Origin of the sequence: Aquabacterium soli (assembly GCF_003933735.1) — a bacterium.
GTDB classification, from domain to species: domain Bacteria; phylum Pseudomonadota; class Gammaproteobacteria; order Burkholderiales; family Burkholderiaceae_C; genus Aquabacterium; species Aquabacterium soli.
Genome location: NZ_RSED01000008.1, coordinates 231,822 through 257,189, shown reverse-complemented (window position 1 = coordinate 257,189; position 25,368 = coordinate 231,822). Strand labels below are relative to the sequence as shown.

Here is a 25,368-nt window from a genome sequence, read left to right as displayed (position 1 = left end):
TCGATGGCCTTGGAAAGATTCAAAGGGCCGGCGGCGGTTGCCGCGGGCCGAACACGTCATTTTAAGGGGCTGGCAGAGGCGCCACGGCCGGGAATGGCCGCCCGCCCTGCAACCCCGCTCAGGAAGCCGGACGCCGGATGACCGCGAGCACCAACGCCACCGCCAGGCCGATCAGCGGCCACAGACCCCAGGGGCCAGCCCAGCGGGCAAATGGTGTCAGGCCGCTCGTGCCCTGCACCTGTGCCCGCAGCACCCCCTCGGTGTTGGTCGTGAGGGCATCGGTCACCACGCCGAGGTGGTCGATCACCACCGTGGCACCGGTGTTGGTGGAGCGGATCGTCGGCCGCTGGAACTCCAGCGAGCGCAGGCGGGCGATCTGCAGGTGCTGGTGGATGGCCACCTCTTCGCCGAACCAGGCCAGGTTGCTCACATTGGCCAGGATGGTTGGCGCCGGCGACAGCACCCCCACAAAACGGGCCGCCAGTTCCTCGCCGAACAAGTCTTCGTAGCAGATGTTGGGCGCCACCCACTGCCCCGCCACCTCGAACGACGGCGCATTGCGCGGCCCCCGGGTGAAATCGCCCAGCGGCATGTTCATCATGTCCACGAACCAGCGAAAGCCCCAAGGAATGAACTCGCCGAAAGGCACCAGGTGGTGCTTGTTGTAGCGGTAGTACCCACCTTCCAGCCCGCGGGTGTCTTTGGACACGCCGATCACCGAGTTGGTATAGCCGTGCTCGAAGCTGCCCAGCGGCACGCCGATCAAGGCTGAGCGGCCGCCCTGGTGGAAGGGCTTGAGCAAGGCTGCCCAGAAGTCGGGCGGCAGGTCGGACGGCAGCAAGGGGATGGCGGTTTCCGGTGCCACGACCAGGTCGCCCTTGGCCGCCACCAGCTGTTTCGCATGCCACAACAGGGCTTCGCCCTGGTGCTGCGGTTCGAATTTTTCACTTTGCGGCACATTGCCCTGCAGCAGGGTCACGTCCAGCGGCCGGCCGTGAGCCCGCACGAAGCTCACGGGTGCCAACCAGGCCTGTGCCGCCCACAGCAACGCCACCGTGCCGGCGAGCAGCCCCGCACGGGTCCGCACGCTGACCTGGTACGAGAACACCAGCACCACGGCGGCCACCACCGTGATCAGCACCTGCCCCATGCCGTAGACACCCAGCCAGGGCGCCAGCGCCACCAGGGGTGAATCAACCAGTGCATAGCCGCTGGCCGCCCAAGGAAAGCCGGTGAAGATCAGGGCGCGGGCCGCCTCGGCCAGCAGCCACAAGGCGCCCAGCAACACCGCGTCGGGCAGCCAGCGGCGCCGGCGCCAGCGCACCCAGGCGGCACAGGCCAGCGCCAGGTACAAGGACAGGGCTGCGCAAAGCAACAACACCGAGCCCCCCGCCAGCCATGAGGGTAAGCCGCCAAAGCGGTGCAGGCTGACATACATCCAGCCCGTGCCGCCCACCAGCCAGACCGTGCCGAAGCCCCAGCCGGCCCAGGCGCCCTGCGAAGGCCGCTCGACGCTGTGCAGCAGCAGGACCAGCGCCCCCAGGGCCAGCAATGTGGCCACGAAAGGGGCGGAAGGCGTCAGCCGGGTCATCTCGGGCGAGAACGCCAGGGCTTGCAGCACGCCGGCGGCGGCACCCGCACCCAGCCAGCGCAGGCCTTTCACGCCGCGCCGCGTCGTCTTGGTCGGGCGGCTCACGCTTCGTCCGCCGTTTCAGGGTCGGCGTGCTGCCGGATCACCTTGAACCAGCGAACAGCGCCGCCGCGCGCCAGCATCACCGTGAGCTTGAGCCCCCCGATGCGGATCACTTCGCCGCGCCGCGGCACATGGCCCAGTTCGTGCGCCACCAAGCCGCCGATGGTGTCGAAATCGCCCTCCGGCAGCTCGGCCTCGAACACCTCGTTGACCGAAGAAATCAGGGTGTCGCCGGCCACGCGCTGGCTGCCATCGGCCAGGGTGAAGATGCTGGTGTCGCTTTCTTCTTCGTCGAACTCGTCCTCGATCTCGCCGACGATCTCTTCAAGCACGTCCTCGATGGTGATCAGGCCGGCCGTGCGGCCGAACTCGTCGATCACGATGGCCAGGTGGCTGCGGTTGGTGCGGAAATCGCGCAGCAGTTCGTTGAGCCCCTTGGATTCGGGCACGAACATGGGGGTGCGCAGCAGGGTGCGCAGGTTCAGCTCAGGTGCGCGCTGCAGCTTGAGCAGGTCCTTGGCCAGCAGGATGCCAATGATGTTGTCACGCCCGTCCTCGTACACGGGGAAACGCGAGTGGGCCGTGTCGATGATGAAATGCAACAGATCGTCGTAGGACGACTGGATGTCCAGCATGTCCATGCGCCGCACGGCCACCATCACATCGCCGGCCGTCATGTCCGCCATCCGGATCACGCCCTCCAGCATCACGCGCGATTGCGGCTCGATCAGCTCACGCTGCTCGGCCTCGGCCAAAGATTCGATCAGCTCATCGGTGGAATCCGGGCCAGGCGAGATGAATTCGACCACGCGCTCGAAAAGCGTGCGGCGGTCTTTGTGGCTGCCGGGGCGGCCAGGCTTGTCGGCGCGGGGCGGTCGACTGGGGGAAGGTTCGGACACAGAGGGGGTGTCGTGGTTGAGACACAGCAAGAATAGCGCAACCCTGTGGCCACACGGGCTCACCAGCACGGCTACACTTGTGTTATGAGCCTGATTCCCGTCACCATCCTTACCGGCTTCCTGGGCAGTGGCAAGACCACGTTGCTCAAGCGCATCCTCACTGAAGCGCATGGCCAGAAGATCGCCGTCATCGAAAACGAGTTCGGCGAAGAAAACATCGACAACGACATCCTCGTGTCCGACACGCAGGAGCAGATCATCCAGATGAACAACGGCTGTGTCTGTTGCACCATCCGCGAAGACCTGCGCACCACGCTGACCGACCTGGCCGCCAAGAAGCGCGCCGGCGAGCTGTCTTTCGAGCGTGTCGTGATCGAAACCACCGGCCTGGCCGACCCCGGCCCCGTGGCGCAGACCTTCTTCATGGACGACGAGATCGCCGACCAGTACCTGCTGGACGCCATCGTCACCCTGGTCGATGCCAAGCACGCCGAAAGCCAGTTGGACACCCGCCAGGAAGTGCGCCGCCAGATCGGTTTCGCCGACCAGGTCTTCATCAGCAAGACCGACCTGGTGCCCGCCGCCGAAGTCGACGCCCTCGCCCATCGCATCAAGCACATGAACCCGCGCGCCCCGCAAAAGCGCGCGCATTTCGGCGAGGTGTCGATCAACGAGGTGTTCGACCTGCGTGGCTTCAACCTGAACGCCAAGCTGGAGATCGACCCCGATTTCCTCAAGGACGACAGCCACGGCCATGACCACCATCACCATGAGCACGGCCCCGATTGCGGCCATGACCATGGCGACCACGAACACGGCGAGCACTGCGACCACCCGCACCACCACCGCCATGACGACGACGTCAAGTCTTTCGTCTTCAAATCCAACCGCCCCTTCAACCCGACCAAGCTCGAGGATTTCCTGGGCTCGGTGGTGCAGATCTACGGCCCGCGCATGCTGCGCTACAAGGGCGTGCTCAACGTGATGGGCATGGACCGCAAGGTCGTGTTCCAGGGCGTGCACCAGATGATGGGCAGCGACGTCGGGCCCAAGTGGGCCCCTGGCGAGACCAAGATCAGCAAGATGGTTTTCATCGGCCTGGACCTGCCTCAGGATCTGCTCAGGGCAGGTCTGGAGGGCTGCCTGGTCTGATCGTGGCTACAATGCCGCGCGCTCCGGCTGTGCCGGGGTGAGATGATGGAGCGGTCGGAGGCCCTTCGCCACCGACCAGCACACCAGCTGATGGAACGTGTTTTTCGGGAAGGAGGATCCTGTGACCAAGACCACAGCCAAGGCGGCCGACAAGACAGCCACGCCCAAGGCGCCTGCCAAGACCGCTACCAAGGCCCCAGCCAAGACACCGGCAACGGCCAAGGCTGCTCCAAAAACCGATCCGTCCTCCACCGCACCAGCCGCCAAGGCGGGCAAGCCGGCTAGCCGGCCGGCCGCCACGGCGGCTCAAGCTTCGGCCCCAAGTGCCGAATCCGCAGTATCAGCTTCCAAGGTTTCCCAGAACATGCCCACTACAGCGACCAAGGTCGACTCCAAACTCGCCAACGCCTGGAAAACCAAATCGGGCCGCGAACTGACCGACGCCGAACTGCTGGCCATGCCGGACAGCGAGTACATGAGCGACAAGCAGCAGGAAGCCTTCCGCACCCGCCTGGAAGCCCTGAAGGACGACCTGCTGTCCAACGCCGGTGAAACCACCGAGCACCTGCGCGAAGACACCTCCATCGTCCCCGACCCGGCCGACCGTGCCACCATCGAGGAAGAACATGCCCTGGAGCTGCGCACCCGCGACCGCGAGCGCAAGCTGCTCAAGAAGATCTCGCAGGCCCTGACCCGCCTCGAATCAGGCGACTACGGCTACTGCGATGAAACGGGCGAGCCCATCGGCCTGGGCCGCCTGCTGGCCCGCCCCACCGCCACGCTGTCGCTCGAGGCGCAGCAGCGCCGCGAACTCAAGCAGAAGATGTTCGGAGACTGAGCGTTAGCCCCGGCGCTGTCACGGCCTCACCCATGAGCAAGGACTCGAGCAACTTTCTTCGAAAGGTCGTCAAGTTCGTGTCCCACCCGGCCACGGACTGGGCGGAGCTCGACTCCAGCGCTGCTGAAAGCCGCGAGAGCGAATACGCCAAGGCCGAGATCAAAGCCATGATCGAGCGCAAGCGGCGCAACGACTTCGTGCGCAAACGCGAGCTCGACATGCTGCGCAAGATCCGGCGCGAGGGGTTGAGCCACGACAGCGCGCTGGCCCTGACCAGCCCGTCCAACCTGGATTCCGAATCCTCCAAGATCAACAGCGGCAGCGCCAAGTCGGACGTCACCGTCAAGGCCAAGATCGACGCCATCGAACAGCAGATGGTGGGTGCGGGCGAGCCACGGCGCGGGGCGCCGATGCACCACGGCGACACCTCCCCGCCCACCCAGCCCGCAGCCATGCCGGCCGATGGCTATGCGGCCACCCGTCCGTTCAGCCCGACCGACATCCCGACGCAGCCCATGCAGGCACCGGACGCCCCCACCACGGTGCCCGACAGCGTGCTGATGGCCGCCCGCGCCGACCTGCCGCGCATGCCTGGCGAGCCACCCATTGCCCGCAACCCCGTGCTGTCGCCCATGGCGCCCACTGGGTTCACCAACGCCTTCGCGGTGGACGTCAACGAGATCACGCACGATCCCGAACTCGACGAGGCCGTGATCGCCTTCGCCAATGCCGATTTCGAGCAGTGCGAGCGCAACCTGATGACGCTGATCCAGCCCGGAGGGCCCCGGCATGGGCAATCCGACACCTGGATGGTGCTGTTCGACCTGTACCGCGCCCTCGATCAACAGCCCAAGTTCGACACCCTGGCCAATGCCTTCGTGCACCAGTTCGGGCTGTCGGCGCCGCAGTGGTATTCACTGCCGGAGCGCGTGTCGCGCCACCTGACGGCCCGCACCCAGACGGTGGCGCCGGCGAGCGCATCCGCGGAGCCCGCCCCTGTCCAGTCCCGCGCGGCGATGGATGCCGCCGGCGCCCCCCTGGAAGGCTGGATCGCCCCGCCCCTGATGGACACGGACGCCCTGGGACGCCTGCGCTGCGAGGTGCTGCAGCTGCCCCGCCCCTGGGTGATGGACTGGGCAGGCGTCGAAGCCATCACGCCTGAGGCTTCCGGCCTGCTGCACAAGCAGCTCAAGGAATGGGCGCGCGAGCCCCTGCAGATGACCTGGATCGGCGTGGACCGCCTGCTCGAGGTGCTGGCGGACATGTCGGCCACGGGCAACCGCGATGCCGACCCCGACCTCTGGATGCTGCGCCTGGAGCTGCTGCGCCTGGCGCACCGCCCGGACCAGTTCGACGAAGCCGCCATCGACTACTGCGTCACGTATGAGCTGTCGCCGCCTTCGTGGGAGGCGCCCGAGTGCACGGTCAAGCTCATCCGCGACGCCACCTGCACGCAGACGGTCTCGCTCAGCCACATCGGCGAGGTCTCGACCAGCTTCGTCGAATCCATCCTGCACGACGACATCGAGTTCATCCAGATGGCCTCGCTGGAGCTGTCCGGCCAGCTCAGCGGCGACATCGGCAGCACCCTGGCCGAGCTCGATGGGCAACTGGGTGCCAGTGTGGCCGTGCAGCTCGACTGCGCCCACCTGATCCGCGTGGATTTCATCGCCGCCGGCGATCTGCTGAACTGGGTGCTCGCGCGCAGCGCCGAACACCGCACCGTGACCTTCGTGAACCCGCACCGCCTGGTCGCGCTGTTCTTCGGCGCCATGGGCATCACCGAGCACGCGAAGGTCAAGCTCCAACTCGTTTGACTGGCTTGACATGGAAAACTACCACGGCACGACCATCGTGAGCGTGCGCCGCCGCAACGCCGCCGGCAACTGGGAGGTGGCCATCGGTGGCGATGGCCAGGTCACCCTGGGCCACATCGTCGTCAAGGCCAGCGCCCGCAAGGTGCGCAAGCTCTACCGTGACCAGGTGCTGGCAGGCTTTGCCGGCGCCACGGCCGATGCCTTCACCCTGTTCGAACGCTTCGAGGCCAAGCTCGAGAAGCACCAGGGCCATCTGGCGCGCGCTGCTGTCGAGCTGACCCGCGACTGGCGCACCGACCGTGTGCTGCGCCGCCTGGAGGCCATGCTGGCGGTGGCAGACCGCGAGACCTCGCTCATCATCACCGGCAATGGCGATGTGCTCGAACCCGAGATGGGCATCGTCGCCATCGGCTCCGGCGGAGCCTACGCCCAGGCCGCGGCTCGGGCACTGCTGCAGCACACGGAACTCGGTGCCGCCGAGGTGGTCAAGAAATCACTGGAGATCGCTGGTGACCTGTGCATCTACACCAACCAGCACCACACCCTAGAGACATTGGAATGAAGGGCCCACCCCCTACCGGCTTCGCCGGCCCCCTCAAGGGGGCGCATCCTTTCGACCGGCAGAGCCGGGCCGCCGGATGCTGCTCGGCTCGGCCGACTTCGGCGGGCCTTGATGGCGCATGCCACGGACGACTGATATGAGCGCCATGACCCCGCAAGAAATCGTCAGTGAACTCGACAGCCACATCATTGGCCAGAAGAACGCCAAGCGTGCCGTCGCCATCGCCCTGCGCAACCGCTGGCGCCGCCAGCAGGTCGAGCAGCCCATGCGCGGCGAGATCACGCCCAAGAACATCCTGATGATCGGCCCCACCGGCGTGGGCAAGACCGAGATCGCTCGCCGCCTGGCCAAGCTGGCCGACGCACCGTTCGTGAAGGTCGAGGCCACCAAGTTCACCGAGGTGGGCTACGTGGGCAAAGATGTGGACACCATCGTGCGCGACCTGGTCGAAGTGGCCATCAAGCAGGAGCGCGCGCACCAGATCAAGCTGCAGCGCATGCGCGCCGAGGACGCCGCCGAAGAGCGCCTGCTGGACGTGCTGGTGCCACCGCCACGCCACGATGTGGGCTTCACCGCTACGCAAGGCAGCGACAGCACCGCCCGGCAGGTGATGCGCAAGCGCCTGCGCGAGGGCGCGCTGGACGACAAGGAGATCGAGCTGGAGCTGGCCGATGCCAAGCCCACGGTCGAGATCATGGGGCCGGCCGGCATGGAAGACATGGCCGAGCAATTGCGCGGCATGTTCTCGCAGCTGGGGCCTGAGCGCAAGAAGCTGCGCAAGCTCAAGCTGGCCGAGGCCCGCGCCCAGCTGATCGACGAAGAAGCCGCCAAGCTGGTCAACGAAGAAGAGATCAAGGCCCGTGCGCTGGAGAAAGCCGAGCAGAACGGCATCGTCTTCATCGACGAGATCGACAAGGTGGCCAGCCGCGCCGAGGGCCAGGGCGCCGAGGTGTCGCGCCAGGGCGTGCAGCGCGATCTGCTGCCTCTGGTCGAAGGCACCACGGTGAACACCAAGTACGGCATGGTCCGCACCGACCACATCCTGTTCATCGCGTCTGGCGCCTTCCACCTCAGCCGGCCCAGCGACCTGATCCCCGAGCTGCAAGGGCGCTTTCCCATCCGGGTGGAGTTGCAATCGCTGTCGGTGGATGATTTTGAGGCCATCCTGACCCAGCCGAGCGCCAGCCTGATCAAGCAGTACCAGGCCCTGCTGCTGGCCGAAGGTGTGACGCTGGAGTTCACCCCTGAAGCCATCCGCCGCATCGCGCAGATCGCCTTCGAAGTGAACGAGCGCACCGAGAACATCGGCGCACGGCGTTTGTCGACCGTGATGGAGCGCCTGCTGGAAGACCTGAGCTTCAGCGCGCCCAACCTGTCAGGTCAGACACGCAGCATCGATGGCACCCAGGTGGACACCAGCCTGGGCGAGCTGGCACGCAACGAAGACCTGTCGCGCTTCATCCTCTGACAGGCCGGCGGGTCACGAGGTCTGGCGGCCCAGCCCCTGCTCGGCGGCCAGCACCAGCAGGCCCAGGAAAATGAGGTGGTCCACGAAGCGCACAGGCAGCTCGTCTGCCAGCGACAGCAGCTTCGGCGCCGCACCGCCTGACATCAGCAGCAAGGGATCGCAGCCTTCGCGCCGGGCCAGCCGGCGGTAGGCACGATCGACCGCGCCCGCGATCGCATCGGTGCCGCCGCTGGTGAGCGCATCGCTGGTGTTGGTGGGAAAATCAGTGGCCGTGCCCATCGGCACCTTCAAGCCGGCTGTGCCTGTTTCGAGCGCGCGCAGCATCAGGCCGAAGCCGGGCATGATCGCCCCGCCCAGGAAGTTGCCTTGTGTGTCCAGCGCATCGATGGTCACGGCCGTGCCCACCATGATCACCAGCGCGGCGGCGCGGGCAACACCCTGGGTCAAGGCTTCATGCCGCGCACCGACCAGGGCCGCCCAGCGGTCTGCGCCCAGCCGGTGGGGATGGTCATACCCGTTGTTGACACCGCCCGCACGGGGCGTGGCGACCAGCCAGCGAGGCTGCAGTCCCCACCGGTTCAGGTGTTCTTCAACGCGCCGCTTGATGGCTTCGCCTGCCACCACACAGCCCAGCATGCCCTCAGGGCGCGGCAGGTGCTGCCAGGCCGACTCCCACAGGCCATCGATGTCTTCCAGCACCACGGCACCCTGGTGCAGCAGAGGCGACTCGGGATGGGCCTGTTCGTACAGCCCCCATTTCAGGCGGGTGTTGCCAATGTCGATGACCAGAAACGTCATGGGGTAGTGCTGTAGACCGGCACACTCCCCTGCAAATACCAGGCGGAATGCACCCGGGTGGGGCCATGGCCTCGGCTTGTGGCTGCGAGGTCAGGGGCGATTCTGCCTGCAACCGGCACGTCGCTTGCCGATGGGCACGCAATGGTGTGGCTTTTTGAAGGCTCAGTCCTTTGAAATCCGGAAAGCCCCAGCCGCACCGCCCAGCAAATAAAAGGGTAAACACCTAAACTGATCACATTAGATGGAATGGAGCCACACCATGAAGAAACTAGTCACCGCCCTCTCCCTTGCCACCCTGGCCGGGCTGTCCGCACCGGCCTGGGCCGCCATCGAGGTGGACGGCGTGCGTTTCGAGGACACCATCGAGGTGGCCAACCAGAAGCTGCAACTCAATGGCGCAGGGGTACGTGAAAAGGTGGTGATCGACGTCTACGTTGCCAGCCTGTACCTGCCGCACAAGGGCAGCACCACCGAAGAAGCCCTCAACCAGCCCGGCGCCAAGAGCGTGCACACCGTGTTGCTGCGCGATGTCACTGCGCAGGACTTCGTCGGGGCGCTCATCAAAGGCTTCAAGGCCAACAATTCGGCCGAGCAGTACGATCGCTACCTGCCCCGCCTGCAGGAGCTGAGCCGCCTGATGGAGCAGGTGGGCTCGGCCCGCAAGGGCACGGTGGTGAAGATCGATTACCTGCCCCAATCCGGGACGCGCATCTACCTGGATGGCAAACAGCAGGGTGCCGACATCCCTGGCGAAGAGTTCTTCCAGGGCCTGCTGCGCATCTGGCTGGGCCCCAAGCCGGTGGATGCCAGCCTGAAGGCCGCCCTGCTGGGGCGCCAATAATGCCCGGGGCACCCTCAATTCAAGCGCATTCGAGGGTGCGCCCCCTTGCACCTTTTTTCAATTCTGCCGATAACAGGGCATCGTCGCTCTCTTCGCCGACGCCATGATCGACCAAGCGCTGCCCAACCTGTCCGCATGGATCAACGCCCTGTCAGACGCGGACATCCCCGTGCTGCCCGGCACTGCCCTGGACATCGCCGCCCTGCATGAGCAGGAAGAAGCCAAGGGCAATGTCGACGCCCACCTGCTGGCACAGGAGATCAGCAGCGATCCCTTGATGACGTTGAAGGTGCTGGTGCATGTCTCGCGCTACTGCACCCGGCTGAACATCGAGCCGCCGGAGTCACTGACAGGCGCCATCTTGATGCTGGGCATCGAGCCCTTCTTCAAAGCCTTCAGTACCCAGACCACCACAGAGACCTGGTTCACCGGGCGGGCGCAGGCCCTGGAGGGCCTCAACAAGGTCGTTCACCGCAGCCGGCGGGCCGCCCACCTGGCCTACAGCTTCGCACTGCATCGTCAGGATGAAGACGCTGTGATCATCCACGAGGCGGCCATGCTCCATGGCTTTGCCGACATGATGCTGTGGTGCCATGCGCCACGCCTGGCCCAGACCCTGGCCGAACGCCTGGAGCAGGATCCGGCCTTGCGCTCGGCCGATGCCCAGAAAGAGGTGCTGGGCGTGCAACTGGTGGATCTGGCGCCCGCGCTGATGCGGGCGTGGCAGTTGCCGGACCTGTTGATCAGGTGCACTGATGAACGCCATGCGCGCCACCCGCAGGTGCGCACGGTGACGTTGGCTGTGCGCGTGGCCAGGCACACCCAGTACGGCTGGGACAACCCGCACGCCGAAGCGGCGCTGCCCGACGATATCGCCGACATCGCCGATCTGCTGACGCTGTCACCAGAGGCGGCCTACCGCAAGGTGCACGACCTGGACGAGTAGGCCAGGCGGCCAAGGCCGCCCAGGCCCTCAGCGCACTGACACCGCAGAGCGCATGGACTGCACCGCCCCCGCACCGATGGAGGCGCCAAAGCGCTTGGCCAGGCGCTCGGCCAGGTTCTCCTTGACGGTGTAGTCGATGATGTTGTCGGTCTTGACCACATCGCGTGCCACCGAATCCAGGCTGCCCAGGTGATCGGCCAGCCCCAGCTTGACGGCCTCCTCACCGTTCCAGAACAGCCCGGAGAAGGTTTCGGGCGTTTCCTTCAGGCGCTTGCCGCGGCCATCGCGCACCACCTTGATGAACTGCTGATGGATCTGGTCGAGCATGCTCTGCACCATCACCTCCTGGTTCGGGTTGCGCGGCGAGAAGGGATCGAGCATGCCCTTGTTGGCGCCGGCCGTGAGCAGGCGGCGCTCCACGCCGAACTTCTCCATCGCGCCAGTGAAGCCGAAGCCGTCCATCAGCACGCCGATGGAGCCGACCAGCGAAGCCTTGTCCACGTAGATCTGGTCAGCAGCCACGGCGATGTAGAAGGCGGCCGAGGCGCACATCTCTTCGCAAACGGCGTAGACCTTCTTCTTGTGCAGGGTCTTCAGGCGCCGGATCTCATCGTTGATGAGGCCGGCCTGCACGGGGCTGCCGCCTGGCGAGTTCAGCCTCAACACCACGGCTTGCGCGCCCTCATCTTCAAAAGCGCTGCGCAGGGCCGTGTTGAGGTTGTCGGCGTTCGCATCGGCATCGACGCCGATCTCGCCGCGGATCTCCACCAGGGCGGTGTGCGGCGTGGTCGGCGCCTTGCTGGAAGGCATGCTTTCCAGCGAGCCCCAGATCAGCACCACCAGCAGCACGGTCAGCAGGATGCGCCAGAACCACCGCCAGCGGCGCTGGCTGCGCTGCTCGGCCAGGTAGGCTCTCGCAAAGTCGTTCAGCAGCTGTTGCTGAAGCGCCCCTCCCTGGGGCGACGAGGTGGAGTCAATGCTCATGGTCAGAACACCGGTTGGAATTGATCGTCAGGATACCAATAGACCTGTCCGCCCTTTTCTTCAAGGCGAACAGGGATGAGCTTCTTGCCACGGCAGGGCCCCATCACGCACAGCCCGTTGGGCGGATCGTACAGGGCGCCATGCACGGCGCAGATGATGAACCGGCGGTCCTGGTCCCAGAACTCGCCCGGTTGCCAGTCCATTTCGGCCGGCACATGGGCACAGCGGTTCAGGTAGCCCAGCGCCTGGTTGTCGAACCGCACCGCGAAAGCAGAGGCCACCCGGCCGAACTCCAGCACGTCGAAGGTGACCGAGCCTTCGCATTCCTTCAGATCGGCCGATGCGCACAGGTGCTGCGGCTCGAGGTTCAGTTCAGGCATTGGCCGCCAGCCATGCGTGCAGCTCGGCGGTCGAATGGGCCACCAGGCGGGTCGGGAAACTGGCGAAGGCGGCGGGCTCATGCGCCCCATACGACACCGCGATCGACGCGGCGCCAGCGTTGGCGGCCAGCTGCAGATCGTGCGTTGTGTCGCCGATCATGAGCGTACGCTCGGGCTCGACGCCGAACTCGCGCATCAGCTCCATCAGCATCTGCGGATGCGGCTTGGAACGGGTTTCGTCAGCGGTGCGGGTGCCGTCGAACACATCGCGAAGCTCCACATGCTGCAGCGCCTCGTCCAGGCCCTGGCGGCTCTTGCCGGTGGCCACGGCCAGCCAGTGGTGCCTCGCCTTGAGCATGGACAGCATCTCCAGCGTGCCCTCGAACAGGCTGAGCTCGTGCTGGCTGGCGAAGTAATGGTGGCGGTAGCGCAGGCCCAGCTCCGGCACCCGGGCCGGGTCCAGCGTGGGGGCCACATGGGCCAGTGCATCGTGCAGCCCCAGGCCGATCACGTAGGCGGCGGCCTCGCGGGTGGGCACGGGCAGGCTCAGATCCGCGCAGGCAGACTGGATGCAGCCGGCGATCAGGGCGGTCGAGTCGAACAAGGTGCCATCCCAGTCGAACACGACGAGGTCGAACTGGCGGGGTCGGTTGGTGTCCACGGTGGTGACTGCAGGGTGATCTGATTGAAAAGGGGGCAAGTGCCTGGGCACTCAGCCGAGATGATCCACCAAGTCCTGACACTCTGGCGGCAGGGGGGCCTTCAGGCTGATCTCCTCGCCGGTGACAGGGTGCGGCAGGCGCAGGTCGCGCGCATGCAGGAACATGCGGTCGAACTTGTGTCCTTCCAGCAGGGATCCACGGGCCAGGGCCTTGTTGAGCGCGAAATCACCGTATTTCTCATCACCCACGATGGGGTGGCCTTCGTGCGCCAGATGCACGCGTATCTGGTGGGTGCGGCCCGTCTTGATGGTGACATCGAGCAGGGAAAAGCGCTCGAACACCTTCGCCACATGGACGAGGGTGATGGAACGGCGCCCTTCGTCCGCATCCTCGGCCACGGCCTTGACCCGGCGCTCACCCTCGGCCGTGAGGAACTTGTGCAGCGCCACGTCGACCACCTTGCGCGAGGCCGGCCAATGTCCAATCACCAGGGCGGCGTAGGTCTTGTGCGCGGTGCGATGGCGGAAACAATCCTGCAGCGTGACCAGGGCACTGCGCTTCTTGGCGATCAGAAGCACGCCCGAGGTTTCCTTGTCCAGGCGGTGCACCAGCTCCAGAAAGCGCGCCTGGGGCCGCGCCTGGCGCAGCTGCTCGATCACGCCGAAGCTCACGCCGCTGCCGCCATGCACGGCCACGCCGGCAGGCTTGTTCAGGGCGATGAGGTAGTCGTCTTCGAACAGGATGGGGAACTCACGCGCTGGCGTCACCACGTCCGCATGGGCCGATTCGGACAGGCGCACCGGCGGTACCCGGATCTCGTCGCCCAGGGCCAGGCGCGTGTCCGCGGCGGCGCGCGCCTTGTTCACCCGCACTTCGCCGCTGCGGATGATGCGGTAGACCAGCGTCTTTGGCGCGCCCTTGAGTATCTTGATCAGGTAGTTGTCCAGCCGCTGGCCTTCGCTGCCCTCATCGATCGTGAGCCGCTGGACGGCGGCAGCCGGTGGGGGTGACGGTTCTGTCGTGTCGAGTTTCTGCCCAGCGAGAGAAGCCGTCCGCTGCGTCGCTTTTTGCGGATTTTTCGCCCGATGGGATGGTGTTTTCGCACCTATAATGGGCTTGGCCACGTTTGAATCAGTGTTGTGATTGTTGGATATTGCAGTACAGGCAAGGCCCGGCGAGAGTGTAGCGCCCGGACGATTGGTTCGGCTCCTCTGCCCGGATTTGAACAAGGCCAAAAGCGATGGTGATGCAGCAAAGGCTGCCCGGCTTCGAGAGAACCGCCCAAGGCGCGGTTTTGCGGTCGGCACTCTTTGTCAGAACCAGCGACGATCGAACCCACGAACAAGGTTTATGGGCTTGAGCGGTTTCAACGGATATCCGGCGAAAACGCTCTGGCTCGCTTCAACAAGCAAAACACATGATGGGGCCCACCAAGGCTTGTGTCGCCGATACCCCCCGCCTGGCCACTGTCCGCACGACGGAAGTGAATGCCTGTGAGCGGGCGCGGTCGCGCCGCACCCGGACGGCCCTCCCCATCTATGGCACCCCCCGCCCCTTGCAGCAACAGCACACCATGGCGCCGGCTTCGGCCGCGGCATGTTGGCGCCCGCCTGCTCGTGTGGCGACGTACCTCGTGTCCGCGCCGTTGACGCACGCGCCCTTGCTGCCCCGACACATGCGCCACCACCAACGCGCGTCGGTTGCAGCCCAGGCAATTCCTTACCCGGTTCTTTCCCGTTGATTCGTGCATGAAGCGGTGCCCCGGGCCATCCTGGCCAGGGGTGCATCGGGGATTCGTTCGGCACCATCCCGAACGGCCTCGCTGTCACTGGAGTGCACATGAAACGCATGCTGATCAACGCCACGCAGCCCGAAGAGCGGCGCCTGGCCATTGTCGACGGACAGAAACTGCTCGACTTCGAAACTGAAATCGAAGGGCGCGAACAGCGCAAGGGCAATATCTACAAGGCCGTCGTCACCCGCGTCGAGCCCTCGCTCGAAGCCTGTTTCGTCGATTACGGCGAAGACCGCCACGGTTTCCTGCCCTTCAAGGAAATCTCCCGCCAGTATTTCAAGGAAGGCGCCGACGTCCGCTCGGCCAAGATCCATGACGTGATCAAGGAAGGGCAGGAACTGCTCGTCCAGGTCGAAAAGGAAGAGCGCGGCAACAAGGGCGCCGCCCTGACCACCTTCGTCTCGCTGGCCGGCCGCTACCTGGTGCTGATGCCCAACAACCCGCGCGGCGGTGGCGTGAGCCGCCGCATCGAGGGCGACGACCGTGAAGAGCTCAAGGAGGCGATGGACCAGCTCGAATACCCCAAGGGTATGAGCCTGATCGCGCGCACCGCCGGCATCGGCCGCAGTGCCGCCGAGCTGCAGTGGGACCTGAACTACATGCTCAAGCTCTGGACGGCCATCGACGATGCGTCCCAGGGCGGCAAGGGCGCTTTCCTGATCTACCAGGAATCCTCGCTCGTCATCCGCGCCATCCGCGATTACTTCACCGCCGACATCGGCGAGATCCTGATCGACACGGACGACATCTACGAGCAGGCCAAGCAGTTCATGCTGCACGTCATGCCCGACACGGCCAACCGCGTCAAGCGCTACCGTGACGATGCCGCCTTGTTCTCGCGCTTCCAGATCGAGCACCAGATCGAGACGGCCTTCAGCCGCACCGTGAACCTGCCATCCGGCGGCGCCATCGTGATCGACCACACCGAGGCCCTGGTCTCGGTCGACGTCAACTCGGCCCGCGCCACCCGCGGCAGCGACATCGAGGAAACCGCCTTTCGCACCAACCTGGAAGCAGCGGATGAAATCGCTCGCCAGATGCGTCTTCGGGACCTGGGCGGGCTGATCGTCGTCGACTTCATCGACATGGAAGAAGGCAAGAACCGCCGCGAGGTGGAACAACGCCTGCGCGACGCCCTGCGCTTCGACCGTGCCCGCGTGCAGTTCAGTTCGATCAGCAAGTTCGGCCTGCTGGAGATGTCTCGCCAGCGCCTGCGCCCGGCCCTGTCCGAAGGCAGCCACATCACCTGCCCGCGCTGCAACGGCACCGGCCACATCCGCGACACCGAATCGTCGGCGCTGCAGATCCTGCGCATCATTCAAGAAGAATCGATGAAGGACAACACCGCCGCCGTGCACGTGCAGGTGCCGGTGGAGGTCACCTCCTTCCTGCTGAACGAGAAGCGCACCGAGATCACCAAGATCGAGCTCAAGCAGCGCGTGACCGTGCTGCTGGTGCCCAACCGCCACCTCGAGACCCCCAACTACAAGCTCGAGCGCCTGCGCCATGACGACCCGCGCCTGGAAAACATCCAGGCCAGCTACGCCATGGTCGAAGAGGTGGAAGAAGACGTCGGCATCACCCGCCGCGAAAAGTCCACCAAGCCCAAGCAGGAACCCATCATCAAGGGCGTGCTGCCCGACCAGCCGGCGCCCGTGGCCCCGCCCAAGCCTGAGCCGGCCCCCGCACCCGCTGCCGTGGTGGCGGCCCCTGCACCGGTGCAGGCCCCCGCCCCGGCCGCTGCTGGCGGCTTCTTCGGCTGGCTCAAGCGCCTGTTCGCAGCGCCCGAGCCCTTCTCTGCCCCTGCCCCCGCAGCACCGGTCACCGCCCCTGTGGCGCCGGCCGAACCCGGCTCCGAAGGCAAGGGCCAGGGCCGCAACAACAACCGCCGCGACGGAAGCCAGCAGCGCCGTGGTGAACGCGGTGAACGTGGCGAACGCGCAGACCGCGGTGACCGTGGCGAAGGCCAGCGTGGCGGCCGCGGCCGTGGCGACCGTGCCGAGCGCAATGAGCGGCCGGCCGGCGAGGGCGAAGCCCGCGAAGAGCGTCAAGGCCGTGGCGGCAACCGTCGTGGCGGCCAGCGCGAAGAGCGCGCCACTCAAGAATTGGCAATCAGTGGCACACCGGGCGAGCGCGACAGCCAGCGCGATGGACAACGTGGCGATCGTGGTGACGCGCCTCGTGGCGAAGGCCAGCGCAGCGACAGCCGCCGCCGCCGTGGCGGTGAACGCACGCCGCGCGAAGGCGCCGAAGGCCTGGTGGTCGACACCACCGACATGGCCGTGAACCCCGCCAACGAAGCCGCCGGTGTTGAAGACGCCAGCGCAGACGCACGTGAGGGCCGCGAAGGTGGCCGCCGCCGCCGCCGTGGTGGCCGTGGCCGCGGTGCCGATCAGGACGCCGGCAGTGCCGACACCGGCCTGGGCGAAGACAACCGCGGCACGCAAGCCACACTGACCGATGCCCAGCCTGCCGAGACGGTGCAGGACAGCAGCGAGCCTCAGGGCGATAACGGTGTCGAAGCCGAAGGCGAAGAAGGCACCCGCCAGCGCCGCAGCCGTGACCGCTACCGCCGTGATCGCCGCGAACAGCGTGATGACGAGGCCACGCGTGCCGACGAGGCCCTGACCCTGGCCCTGCCTGCCGGCAGCCAGGGCACCGGTCCGTTCAGCCTCGCGGTCGACACGCCCGCAACGCCTGTGGCCGAAGCGCCTGCGGCCCCGGCAACCGTCTCCGCCCCTGTGGCAGCGCCGGCGCCTGTTGAAGCCCTGGCCCCCGTGGCAGCACCTGCCACTGTTGCCCTGGCGCCCGCGGCCCCTGCGGTGCCGGCCTATGAACTGCCGCTCGATGACCTGAACGCCCTGGCGGCGCAGGTCGGCCTGGAGTGGGTCAACTCCGACGCGGACAAGATACGCACCGTGGCCGAGGCCATCGCCGCCGAGCCACGCCCCGTGCATGTGCCCCGCGAGCGCAAGCCTGCGGTGATGCTGGACGAAGGCCCGCTGGTGCTGGTCGAAACCCGCAAGGATCTTAACCAGATCCGCCTGCCGTTCGAAAGCGCGGCCTGATGTGCGATGCAGGGTGACACCACCCTGCCACCGCCCCAGCAAAGCCCGGCACCGCCGGGCTTTTTTCATGGCCGCGCCCATGCGCCGTGTCCCATCAGACGGTGTTCCACCAGAGGGTTTTACCTATGCGATAGCATGTTGACGTTAACGTCAGCCATGCGTCTAATGAAGCCACCCCGATGACAGGCTGGTGCGGCGTGCCTTCGCCCAGCCCACAGGCACAGGAGAAACCGCATGGCGCTGCCCTCTCTCGCGACAACGCAAACAGAACCCGGATCGCCCCCTCCCGCCCGCACACTGCGGTCGGTCCCGGATGGCTTCGTTCCGGCGCCGCTCCGGCTGCTGCAAACTGCCGAAAGGCTCGGCAAGCACCCCGCCTACTTCGTGCGCGAGGCACAAGGCTGGCAAGCCACCAGTTGGCAGGATTACGCCCAGGAGGTGCGCCAAGCCGCCCGCGCCCTGCTGAGCCTGGGCGTTCAGCCCGGTCAGGCGGTGGCCATCCTGGGCTTCAACCGCCCGGAGTGGGCCGTGATGGCCTTTGCGGCCATGGCCATCGGCGCCCTGCCCGCCGGCATCTACTGGACCAGCTCCACCAAGGACATCGAACACGTGCTGAGCCACTCCGGCGCGCCCGTGCTGTTGGTCGACAACGAGGAACGGCTGACCAAGGCCCTGGCCTGCCGTGAACGCGTGCCCAGCCTGCAGCATGTCGCGCTGATGAAGCTGCAAGGGCCTGCGCCCGCCGGCACCCTTGGCTGGGAGGCCTTCATGGCCCGCGGCCAGGGCAGCAGCCTGGATGCCGAACTCGACCTCCGTCTGGCGGCGATCCGGGCCGAAGACACCGGCTCGCTGATCTACACCTCAGGCACCACCGGCCCCTCGAAGGCCGTGGTGCTCACGCACGGCAACCTGTCGTGGACAGCCGCCACCTTGCGCCACACCGTCGCCGCCACCGAGCATGACAGGGTGCTGTCCTACCTGCCCTTTGCCCACATCGCCGAACAGCTGGGCTGCCTGCACAACCAGGCCTGCAGCGGTTTCACGGTGTATTTCGCGCGCACCATGGAAGAGCTGGGCGACCACCTCAAGGAGGTCCACCCGACCATCTTCTTCGGCGTGCCGCGCGTGTGGGAGAAGATGCAGGCCGCCATTGAGGACAAGCTCAAGCAGGCCACAGGCTTCAAGGCCGTGATGGCACGCTGGGCCCTGGGCGTGGGTCGCGAGTGGCATGCGCAGGTGCTGGAGGGCCATACACCGGGCTTCTCATTGAGGCTGCAGAAGCGCCTGGCCAGCCGCCTGGTGCACGACAAGGTCAAGACCGCGCTGGGCTTTGATCAGGCACGCCTGCTCATCTCAGGCGCCGCCCCCATCGCACCCGACAAGCTGCGTTTCTTCACCGGGCTGGACCTGGTCGTGCGCGAGCTGTACGGGCAATCCGAAGCCTGCGGCCCGTCCACCCTCAGCCTGGAAGGCCAGACCCGCCTGGGCTCGGTCGGCAAGGCCCTGCCCGGCACGCAGATCCGCATCGCCGACGATGGTGAGGTGCTGATCCGCGGCCCGCACATCTTCCAGGGCTATGGCGGTCAGCCCGAGGCCACCCGCGAGGCACTGGAGGGCGAATGGCTGCGCAGCGGCGACCTGGGCCACATCGATGCCCAGGGCTACCTCTTCATCACCGGACGCAAGAAGGACCTGATCATCACCTCGGGCGGCAAGAACGTTTCGCCCGGCAACATCGAGGCCGCGCTGATGGACACGCCGCTGGTGGAGCATGCCGTGGCCTGTGGCGATGGTCGGCACTTCCTGACCGCTCTGATCACGCTGGACAACGCCGCGCTCAGCGCCTTTGCCCAGGCGCAAGGCCTGCCTGGCAATGTCGACCTGCACGAACACCCCGCGGTGCTGAAGGCGCTGCAGCAGGCCGTGGACCATGTCAACGAGCAGCAGGCCCGTGTGGCGCACATCCGCAAGTTCGCGGTGCTGCGCCAGGCCTTCACCATCGAAGGCGGCGAACTCACGGCCACCATGAAGGTCAAGCGCAAGGTGGTGATCGACCGCCATGCCAGCGTGATCGACGGCCTGTACGCCAGCGCCGCCGCAGACCGGCCAGCCTGATCAGGCCGGCAGCTTGGCCAGCGCCTGCTGGTAAGGCGCGTGCAGCATCAGGTCGTCCCAGGGCATGGGGGCGGTCTGGGGCAGCAGGTCCAGGCGGCGTGCCTCGCTGTCGGGGCTGGGCGCCCACTCGCCCTGGGCCTGTGCAGCCTGCAGGCCATCCAGCAGCGCATCCACCGCCACACCGCCCTTGAGCGACTGGTTGCACAGCAGCACCAGATCGCATCCGGCATTGAGCGCCGCAACAGCACCTTGTGTGTGGCTGCCGGCCACGCTGGCGCCTTCCATGCTCAGGTCATCGCTGAAAATGGCGCCGGTGAAGCCCAGGCGTGCACGCAGGATCTCCTGCAGCCAGCGGCTGGAGAAGCCCGCAGGCTGGCTGTCCACCTTGGGGTAGATCACATGGGCGGGCATCACGCTGGTCAGCACCGTGCTCAGCCATTCGTAGGGCTTGGCGTCATCGGCCAGGATGGCCTTGAGGCTGCGCTTGTCGACCGGGATCTCCACGTGCGAATCGGCCTGGACGAAACCGTGGCCAGGGAAATGCTTGCCGCAATTGGCCATGCCGGCGTGCAGCAGGCCCTGCATCACGGCGCGGGCCAGGGTGGTGGCCACGCGGGCATCCCCGTGGAAGGCGCGGTCGCCAATGACGGTGCTGCCGCCCCAGTCCAGGTCGAGCACGGGCGTGAAGCTCAGGTCCACGCCACAGGCGCGCAGCTCGGCCGCCAGCACATAGCCGCAGGCACTGGCCGCGTCCATGGCCGCCATCGCGCCATGGCCCGGGGGCTGCTTGCCATCGTTCATCCAGATCTCGCCCAAGGCGCGCATGGGCGGCAGGTGCGTGAAACCATCGGTACGGAAACGCTGCACGCGACCGCCTTCATGGTCCACGCAGATCAGCACATCCGGGCGGATGGACTTGATCTCAGCGCACAGGGCCGTGACCTGGGCCCGGCTCTGCCAGTTGCGCCCGAACAGGATCAACCCGCCCGTGAGCGGGTGGCGCAAGCGACGGCGGTCGTCGTCATTGAGGCTGAGGCCTTCGATGTCGAGCACCACAGGCGCGTGGAAAACGGATTCTTGCGCGGTCGAAGCAAGGTGAGCAGCAGGGGTCTTCTTGGCCATGGGTGATCGTTCGGTGTTGTTCTTGGAGGAGGTTCAGGGCGCGAGCGTTTCAACGACGACAAAGGCCAGTGCATGGTCCACCTCGTCGGTGACGGTGACATGGGCCTTCCAGCCCCGGGCGTCGAACCAGGGCAGCAAGTCCCCTCGCAGTGAGATTTCAGGGCGGCCACTGGCGGCGTTGAGCACCTGCACATGGCGCCAGGTCATGGGCCAGCGCATGCCCAGGCCGATGGCCTTGGAGAACGCCTCCTTGGCGGCGAAGCGCGTGGCCAGGTAGCGCAGGCCGCGGGCTGGCACCCGTGCCGTGCGCTGGCGGTACACCAGCAACTCTTCAGGGCCCAGCACCTTCTCGGCAAAGCGCTCGCCCTTGCGGGTGAGCGTCGCCTGGATGCGGCGGATGTCGCACAGGTCGGTGCCTATGCCCACGATCATGGCCGGCGGCTCCGCACGATCTCGGCCTTGAAGTCACCAATGGCCTGGCGCAGGCCCACCATCAGGGCATGACCGATCAGGGCGTGGCCGATGTGCAGCTCCAGCACCTCGGGCAGGGCCGCCACCAGGGCGGCGCTGCTGGTGCGCGCGGCAGGCGGCAGCCACGGCAAGGCGGGGCCCGTGTCGCTCAAGGCCAGGCCATGGCCTGCGTGCGTGCGCAGCCCCAGCGAGCCGGCGTGGCGCAGGCCCCGCACCAGGCGGTCCAGCTCGGCCTGCACGGCCGCGTCATCCTGGGCCCACCAGGCATTGGCCAGGGCGCCGGTGTGCAGTTCCACGCAAGGCGCGCCCGCCTCCGCGGCGGCATCGATCTGATCCCGGTCTGCACCGATGAAGAGGGACACGCGGCTACCCGCGGCGGCCAGGCGGCCACAGGCGTCCTTCACCCGAGCCAGCTGGCCGCGCACGTCCAGCCCGCCTTCGGTGGTGATCTCCTGGCGGCGCTCTGGTACCAGGCACACGTGCTCAGGGCGGGTGCGCTCGATCAGCGCCACCATTTCGTCCGTCACGGCCGCCTCGAAGTTCAGCGGCGCCTTGATGTGCTCTTTCAGGCGCACGACATCGTCGTCACGGATGTGGCGGCGGTCTTCACGCAGGTGGAAGGTGATGATGTCGGCGCCCGCCTCCACCGCCACCTGGGCCAGCGCCACCGGATCGGGGTAGACCCCACCGCGCGCATTGCGCACCGTGGCCACATGGTCGATGTTGACCCCCAGCAGCGCGGCGTGGGTGTCGGTCCATTGCAAGGGTGAAAGGCTCATGTCTGCTGCAGATCCATCATCAATTGCCGCGTGCGCAGCGGCTGCGGCCCTACATGATAGTGAAGGACGCCGCGCAACACCGTGCGCAGGTCGGACGATCCCAGGCTACAGGCCTGAAGCAGCGGCTCGGGCAGCCCGTCGGAATCAGGATCGAAGGCCGGACCCAGCACCGACTCAAGTTGGCGCATCAGCCAGCCCGGCAAGGCAGCATCCTCGCCCTGCGCCTCGGCCACGCCCAGTTCTGGGTGCAGGGTGTAGAGCACGTCGTCATGCACCGGCCCGCCGCTGGCGCTGTGCAGAGACAGGTCCGGCAGATGGCCCAGCTGGCGCAACACCATCAGCTCGAACGCACGCAAGGCAGCGTGCAGGGTGCCCGGTAAGGTCAGCGCAGGCAACAGCTCCGCATAAGCATCGAACAGGCGCGGCAGGTGGTCATGGCGCGGTAGCAGGCGCATCAGCAGCTCATTGGCGTAGAAGCCCGGCAGCATGGCCGCACCGCCAGGCCAGGCAGGCCCGCCGGCCCACTCGGCCTGCCGCAGCAGCCACACCTCCACGTCCTGCCCCTGCTTGGCACCGAAAGTCACCGACAGCCGCTGAAACGGCAGCAGCACGGGCCGCAGTTGCGAGTAAGGCCGCTTGGCCCCCTTGGCCACCGCCACCACACGCCCATGCGCGCGCGTGAACAGGTCCAGGATCAGGCTGGACTCGCTCCAGTCATGGCTGTGCAGCACGAAGGCCGCGGTGGCGGCGCGAACCTTCACTCGTAACCGTAGGTGCGCAGGCGCGCCTCGTCATCGGCCCAACCAGAGCGGACCTTCACCCAGATCTCGAGGAACACCTTGGTATCGAGCAGGCGCTCCAGCTCGGTGCGGGCCTCGGTGCCGATGCGCTTGAGGCGATCACCCTTGTCGCCGATGACCATGCCCTTGTGCGAATCGCGTTCGACGACGATGGACGCGGCGATGCGCAGCAGCGCCCGGCCCTCGGGCCGATCGGACGGCTCTTCGGTGTAGGTGTCGATCACCACGGTCGAGGTGTAGGGCAGTTCATCACCCGTCAGTCGGAACAGCTTCTCGCGGATGATCTCGCTGGCCAGGAAGCGGTCGGTGCGGTCGGTCAGGGCCTCTTCGTCGTACCACCATGCCTGCTGCGGCAGGTAGGGCCGCACGATACCGGCCAGGCGGCGCACATCATCGAGCTTGTGCGCCGACAAAGGCACGAACTCGGCAAAGGCATGGTGCGTCTGCATCTGCTGCAGCCAGGGCAGCAGGTCGGACCGCTGCTTGACTGCGTCCAGCTTGTTGGCCACCAGGAAAACGGGCTTGTCCTTGGGCATCAGGGCCAGCACCTTGGCATCGTCCGGCCCGAAGCGACCAGCCTCCACCAAAAACAGCACCACGTCCACATCCGACAACGTGGACTGCACCGTCTTGTTGAGGTTGCGGTTGAGTGCGGCCGTGCCCTTGACGGTATGACGCGTCTGGAAACCCGGCGTGTCGATGAACACGAACTGGCTGTCGCCGTCGGTGCGGATGCCGGTGATGCGGTGCCGCGTGGTCTGCGCCTTCTTCGAGGTGATGGACACCTTCTGGCCCACCAGCGCGTTCATCAGCGTGGACTTGCCCACATTGGGGCGCCCCACGATGGCCACCAGGCCACAGCGCTGCTCCGACGCAGGCACCTGCCCCGCACCCTGCCCCGTCTTGGCCAGGGCCAGCCCAGCGAGCATGGCGTCGAGATCAGGAGTGTCGTCGGGGATGTCGTGTTCAGGCGTGGACATGGGCAATGGGGGCAATGCGAAATTCAAGAAAAACAGAAACGGCTCTGGCGCCAGGCCATGCGCAGAAAACCTCAGGCGGCGCCTTCGGCCAGCAGGCGATCCAGGGCGAGCTGGGCGGCCACCTGCTCGGCCGCACGGCGCGAGGCGCCCTCGCCGCTCACGGACCATCCTTGAGTGGTCAGCTCGCACACCACCACGAACACCTGTGCATGGGCCTTGCCCTTGGTGGCCTCGATGCGGTAGCTGGGCAAAGGCAGTTTGCGCCCTTGAAGCCATTCCTGCAAGGCGGTCTTGGCGTCCTTGCGCCAGACCTCGGAGGTGGTTTCGGCCACCAGCGGCTCGAACAGGCGCAGCACCAGGGCGCGGGCCGCGTCGAAGCCGCTGTCCAGGTAGACAGCACCGATGATGGCCTCCAGGGCGTCGGCCAGGATGGAGGGGCGCTGCGCACCACCGCCTTTGGCCTCGCCTTCGCTCATGCGCAGCACCTCGGGCAGGTGCAGCGTCAGGGCCAACTTGTGCAGGGTGTCCTGGCGCACCAGGTGGGCACGGACTCTGGTCAGATCGCCCTCGTCGTTGCGGGCGAACTGGCGGTACAGCAGGTCGGACACCGCCAGGTTGAGCACCGAATCACCCAGAAACTCCAGGCGCTCGTTCTGCTCCGCCCCGAAGCTCTTGTGCGTCAGCGCACGACGGAGCAGGCCCGAGTCGGCGAACTGGTGGCCCAGCCGCTCCTGCAGTGCATTGAGTGGGTGGGCAGACGCGGAACCGTGTGACGGGGACGGCGGCGACCCGGCGGCCCCGCGCCTTGTCACCGTGAGTGGCCCTTGAACTTGATCACCAGGAACACTGGATCGATCAGCTCGATCTCCTTGTCGTAGGCAAAACGAATGACGATCTGATCGTTGTCCTTGGTGATTTCGAGGTCGCGGCTCGTGATCGATTCGATACCGTACTCCACCGAACTGCGCTGGTCGAACGCAGTACGCACCTCCGGCACGCTGCTGGCACCGCTCTTGGCCACCGCGTTGACCACGCTCTGGATGGTCCGGTACTCATTGATGGCTGGGAACAGCTTCATCAGCACCACCGCCACGGCGCCCACGATCACGGCCCAGAACAGCAGACCGAACAGCGTGATGCCGCGCTGGCGGCGAGCCATCGCATTCGATCGAATCACAGGTTTCATCCTCGCCTCCAT

The 25,368-nt window shown here is 66.5% G+C and carries 23 protein-coding genes; 9 read left to right on the top strand and 14 right to left on the bottom strand.

Going from position 1 to position 25,368, the window contains the following annotated elements:
* Positions 1-118 precede the first annotated feature (118 nt).
* Both lnt and EIP75_RS12480 read right to left on the bottom strand, forming a co-directional pair.
* Positions 119-1,696: an apolipoprotein N-acyltransferase gene (lnt, locus tag EIP75_RS12485; protein WP_233584827.1), complete on the bottom strand. Its 1,578-nt coding sequence runs from the start codon at positions 1,694-1,696 to the stop codon at positions 119-121.
* The gene (locus EIP75_RS12480) at positions 1,693-2,592 is read right to left on the bottom strand and encodes a CorC family transporter (RefSeq protein WP_233584826.1); all 900 of its coding nucleotides are present in this window, start codon (positions 2,590-2,592) and stop codon (positions 1,693-1,695) included. The genes lnt and EIP75_RS12480 overlap by 4 nt, the downstream gene beginning before the upstream one ends.
* 84 nt (positions 2,593-2,676) lie before the next feature.
* Here EIP75_RS12480 and EIP75_RS12475 point away from each other — a divergent pair, with 84 nt between their 5' ends.
* The 5 genes from EIP75_RS12475 to hslU all read left to right on the top strand — a co-directional run bounded on the left by EIP75_RS12475 (position 2,677) and on the right by hslU (position 8,429).
* Positions 2,677-3,744, top strand: coding sequence for a CobW family GTP-binding protein (locus EIP75_RS12475; RefSeq protein WP_125243581.1), 1,068 nt, complete (start codon positions 2,677-2,679; stop codon positions 3,742-3,744).
* A 121-nt stretch (positions 3,745-3,865) separates the two neighbouring features.
* On the top strand, positions 3,866-4,582 hold the full coding sequence (gene dksA, locus EIP75_RS12470) for an RNA polymerase-binding protein DksA (protein WP_125243580.1): 717 nt from the start codon (positions 3,866-3,868) through the stop codon (positions 4,580-4,582).
* Positions 4,583-4,614: 32 nt separating this feature from the next.
* Positions 4,615-6,399 carry an STAS domain-containing protein gene (locus EIP75_RS12465; protein WP_125243579.1) on the top strand — a complete coding sequence of 595 codons (1,785 nt, stop codon included), beginning with the start codon at positions 4,615-4,617 and terminating at the stop codon, positions 6,397-6,399.
* A gap of 10 nt (positions 6,400-6,409) precedes the next feature.
* A complete protein-coding gene (gene hslV / locus EIP75_RS12460) occupies positions 6,410-6,961 on the top strand; it encodes an ATP-dependent protease subunit HslV (protein ID WP_125243578.1) in 552 nt (183 codons plus the stop codon).
* A 136-nt stretch (positions 6,962-7,097) separates the two neighbouring features.
* The gene (hslU, locus tag EIP75_RS12455; protein WP_125243577.1) at positions 7,098-8,429 is read left to right on the top strand and encodes an ATP-dependent protease ATPase subunit HslU; all 1,332 of its coding nucleotides are present in this window, start codon (positions 7,098-7,100) and stop codon (positions 8,427-8,429) included.
* A gap of 12 nt (positions 8,430-8,441) precedes the next feature.
* Here hslU and EIP75_RS12450 read toward each other — a convergent pair whose 3' ends face one another.
* Positions 8,442-9,227: a type III pantothenate kinase gene (locus EIP75_RS12450; protein WP_125243576.1), complete on the bottom strand. Its 786-nt coding sequence runs from the start codon at positions 9,225-9,227 to the stop codon at positions 8,442-8,444.
* A 259-nt stretch (positions 9,228-9,486) separates the two neighbouring features.
* On the opposite strand from EIP75_RS12450, the gene EIP75_RS12445 reads away from it, so the two are divergent.
* Together EIP75_RS12445 and EIP75_RS12440 are read left to right on the top strand one after the other, a co-directional pair.
* The gene (locus tag EIP75_RS12445) at positions 9,487-10,068 is read left to right on the top strand and encodes a chalcone isomerase family protein (protein WP_158622835.1); all 582 of its coding nucleotides are present in this window, start codon (positions 9,487-9,489) and stop codon (positions 10,066-10,068) included.
* Between the two features lie 103 nt (positions 10,069-10,171).
* The gene (locus tag EIP75_RS12440; protein ID WP_125243574.1) at positions 10,172-11,014 is read left to right on the top strand and encodes an HDOD domain-containing protein; all 843 of its coding nucleotides are present in this window, start codon (positions 10,172-10,174) and stop codon (positions 11,012-11,014) included.
* 27 nt (positions 11,015-11,041) lie between these two features.
* Here the strand turns inward: EIP75_RS12440 and EIP75_RS12435 are convergent, their stop codons facing one another.
* From EIP75_RS12435 to EIP75_RS12420, 4 genes are read right to left on the bottom strand one after another with little or no spacing between them, the layout of a single operon-like run.
* The gene (locus tag EIP75_RS12435; protein ID WP_125243573.1) at positions 11,042-11,998 is read right to left on the bottom strand and encodes a S49 family peptidase; all 957 of its coding nucleotides are present in this window, start codon (positions 11,996-11,998) and stop codon (positions 11,042-11,044) included.
* A gap of 2 nt (positions 11,999-12,000) precedes the next feature.
* Positions 12,001-12,378, bottom strand: a complete 378-nt coding sequence (locus tag EIP75_RS12430; RefSeq protein WP_125243572.1) for a Rieske (2Fe-2S) protein — start codon at positions 12,376-12,378, stop codon at positions 12,001-12,003.
* Positions 12,371-13,039 (bottom strand): HAD-IA family hydrolase, encoded by a 669-nt coding sequence (locus tag EIP75_RS12425; RefSeq protein WP_125243571.1) that lies wholly within the window; start codon positions 13,037-13,039, stop codon positions 12,371-12,373. Before EIP75_RS12425 ends, EIP75_RS12430 begins: the two co-directional genes overlap by 8 nt.
* A 51-nt stretch (positions 13,040-13,090) precedes the next feature.
* Positions 13,091-14,014 carry an RluA family pseudouridine synthase gene (locus tag EIP75_RS12420; RefSeq protein ID WP_233584841.1) on the bottom strand — a complete coding sequence of 308 codons (924 nt, stop codon included), beginning with the start codon at positions 14,012-14,014 and terminating at the stop codon, positions 13,091-13,093.
* 865 nt (positions 14,015-14,879) lie between these two features.
* Here EIP75_RS12420 and EIP75_RS12415 point away from each other — a divergent pair.
* A complete protein-coding gene (locus EIP75_RS12415) occupies positions 14,880-17,903 on the top strand; it encodes an Rne/Rng family ribonuclease (RefSeq protein ID WP_125243570.1) in 3,024 nt (1,007 codons plus the stop codon).
* Between the two features lie 234 nt (positions 17,904-18,137).
* The gene (locus tag EIP75_RS12410; protein ID WP_125243569.1) at positions 18,138-20,018 is read left to right on the top strand and encodes an AMP-dependent synthetase/ligase; all 1,881 of its coding nucleotides are present in this window, start codon (positions 18,138-18,140) and stop codon (positions 20,016-20,018) included.
* On the opposite strand, the gene nagZ is transcribed toward EIP75_RS12410, so the two are convergent.
* The 7 genes from nagZ to EIP75_RS12375 form a co-directional block, all read right to left on the bottom strand.
* The gene (gene nagZ / locus EIP75_RS12405; protein WP_125243568.1) at positions 20,019-21,140 is read right to left on the bottom strand and encodes a beta-N-acetylhexosaminidase; all 1,122 of its coding nucleotides are present in this window, start codon (positions 21,138-21,140) and stop codon (positions 20,019-20,021) included. It lies immediately after the preceding gene.
* A gap of 33 nt (positions 21,141-21,173) precedes the next feature.
* Positions 21,174-21,572 (bottom strand): holo-ACP synthase, encoded by a 399-nt coding sequence (acpS, locus tag EIP75_RS12400; protein WP_125243567.1) that lies wholly within the window; start codon positions 21,570-21,572, stop codon positions 21,174-21,176.
* Positions 21,569-22,390 (bottom strand): pyridoxine 5'-phosphate synthase, encoded by an 822-nt coding sequence (locus EIP75_RS12395; RefSeq protein WP_125243566.1) that lies wholly within the window; start codon positions 22,388-22,390, stop codon positions 21,569-21,571. Before EIP75_RS12395 ends, acpS begins: the two co-directional genes overlap by 4 nt.
* Entirely contained in the window at positions 22,387-23,151 is a 765-nt protein-coding gene (gene recO / locus EIP75_RS12390; RefSeq protein WP_125243565.1) for a DNA repair protein RecO, read from the bottom strand. The genes EIP75_RS12395 and recO overlap by 4 nt, the downstream gene beginning before the upstream one ends.
* Positions 23,148-24,170, bottom strand: a complete 1,023-nt coding sequence (era, locus tag EIP75_RS12385) for a GTPase Era (protein ID WP_125243564.1) — start codon at positions 24,168-24,170, stop codon at positions 23,148-23,150. The genes recO and era overlap by 4 nt, the downstream gene beginning before the upstream one ends.
* Before the next feature lie 71 nt (positions 24,171-24,241).
* The gene (rnc, locus tag EIP75_RS12380; protein ID WP_233584839.1) at positions 24,242-24,907 is read right to left on the bottom strand and encodes a ribonuclease III; all 666 of its coding nucleotides are present in this window, start codon (positions 24,905-24,907) and stop codon (positions 24,242-24,244) included.
* A gap of 71 nt (positions 24,908-24,978) precedes the next feature.
* Entirely contained in the window at positions 24,979-25,356 is a 378-nt protein-coding gene (locus tag EIP75_RS12375) for a DUF4845 domain-containing protein (protein ID WP_233584825.1), read from the bottom strand.
* Positions 25,357-25,368 lie beyond the last annotated feature (12 nt).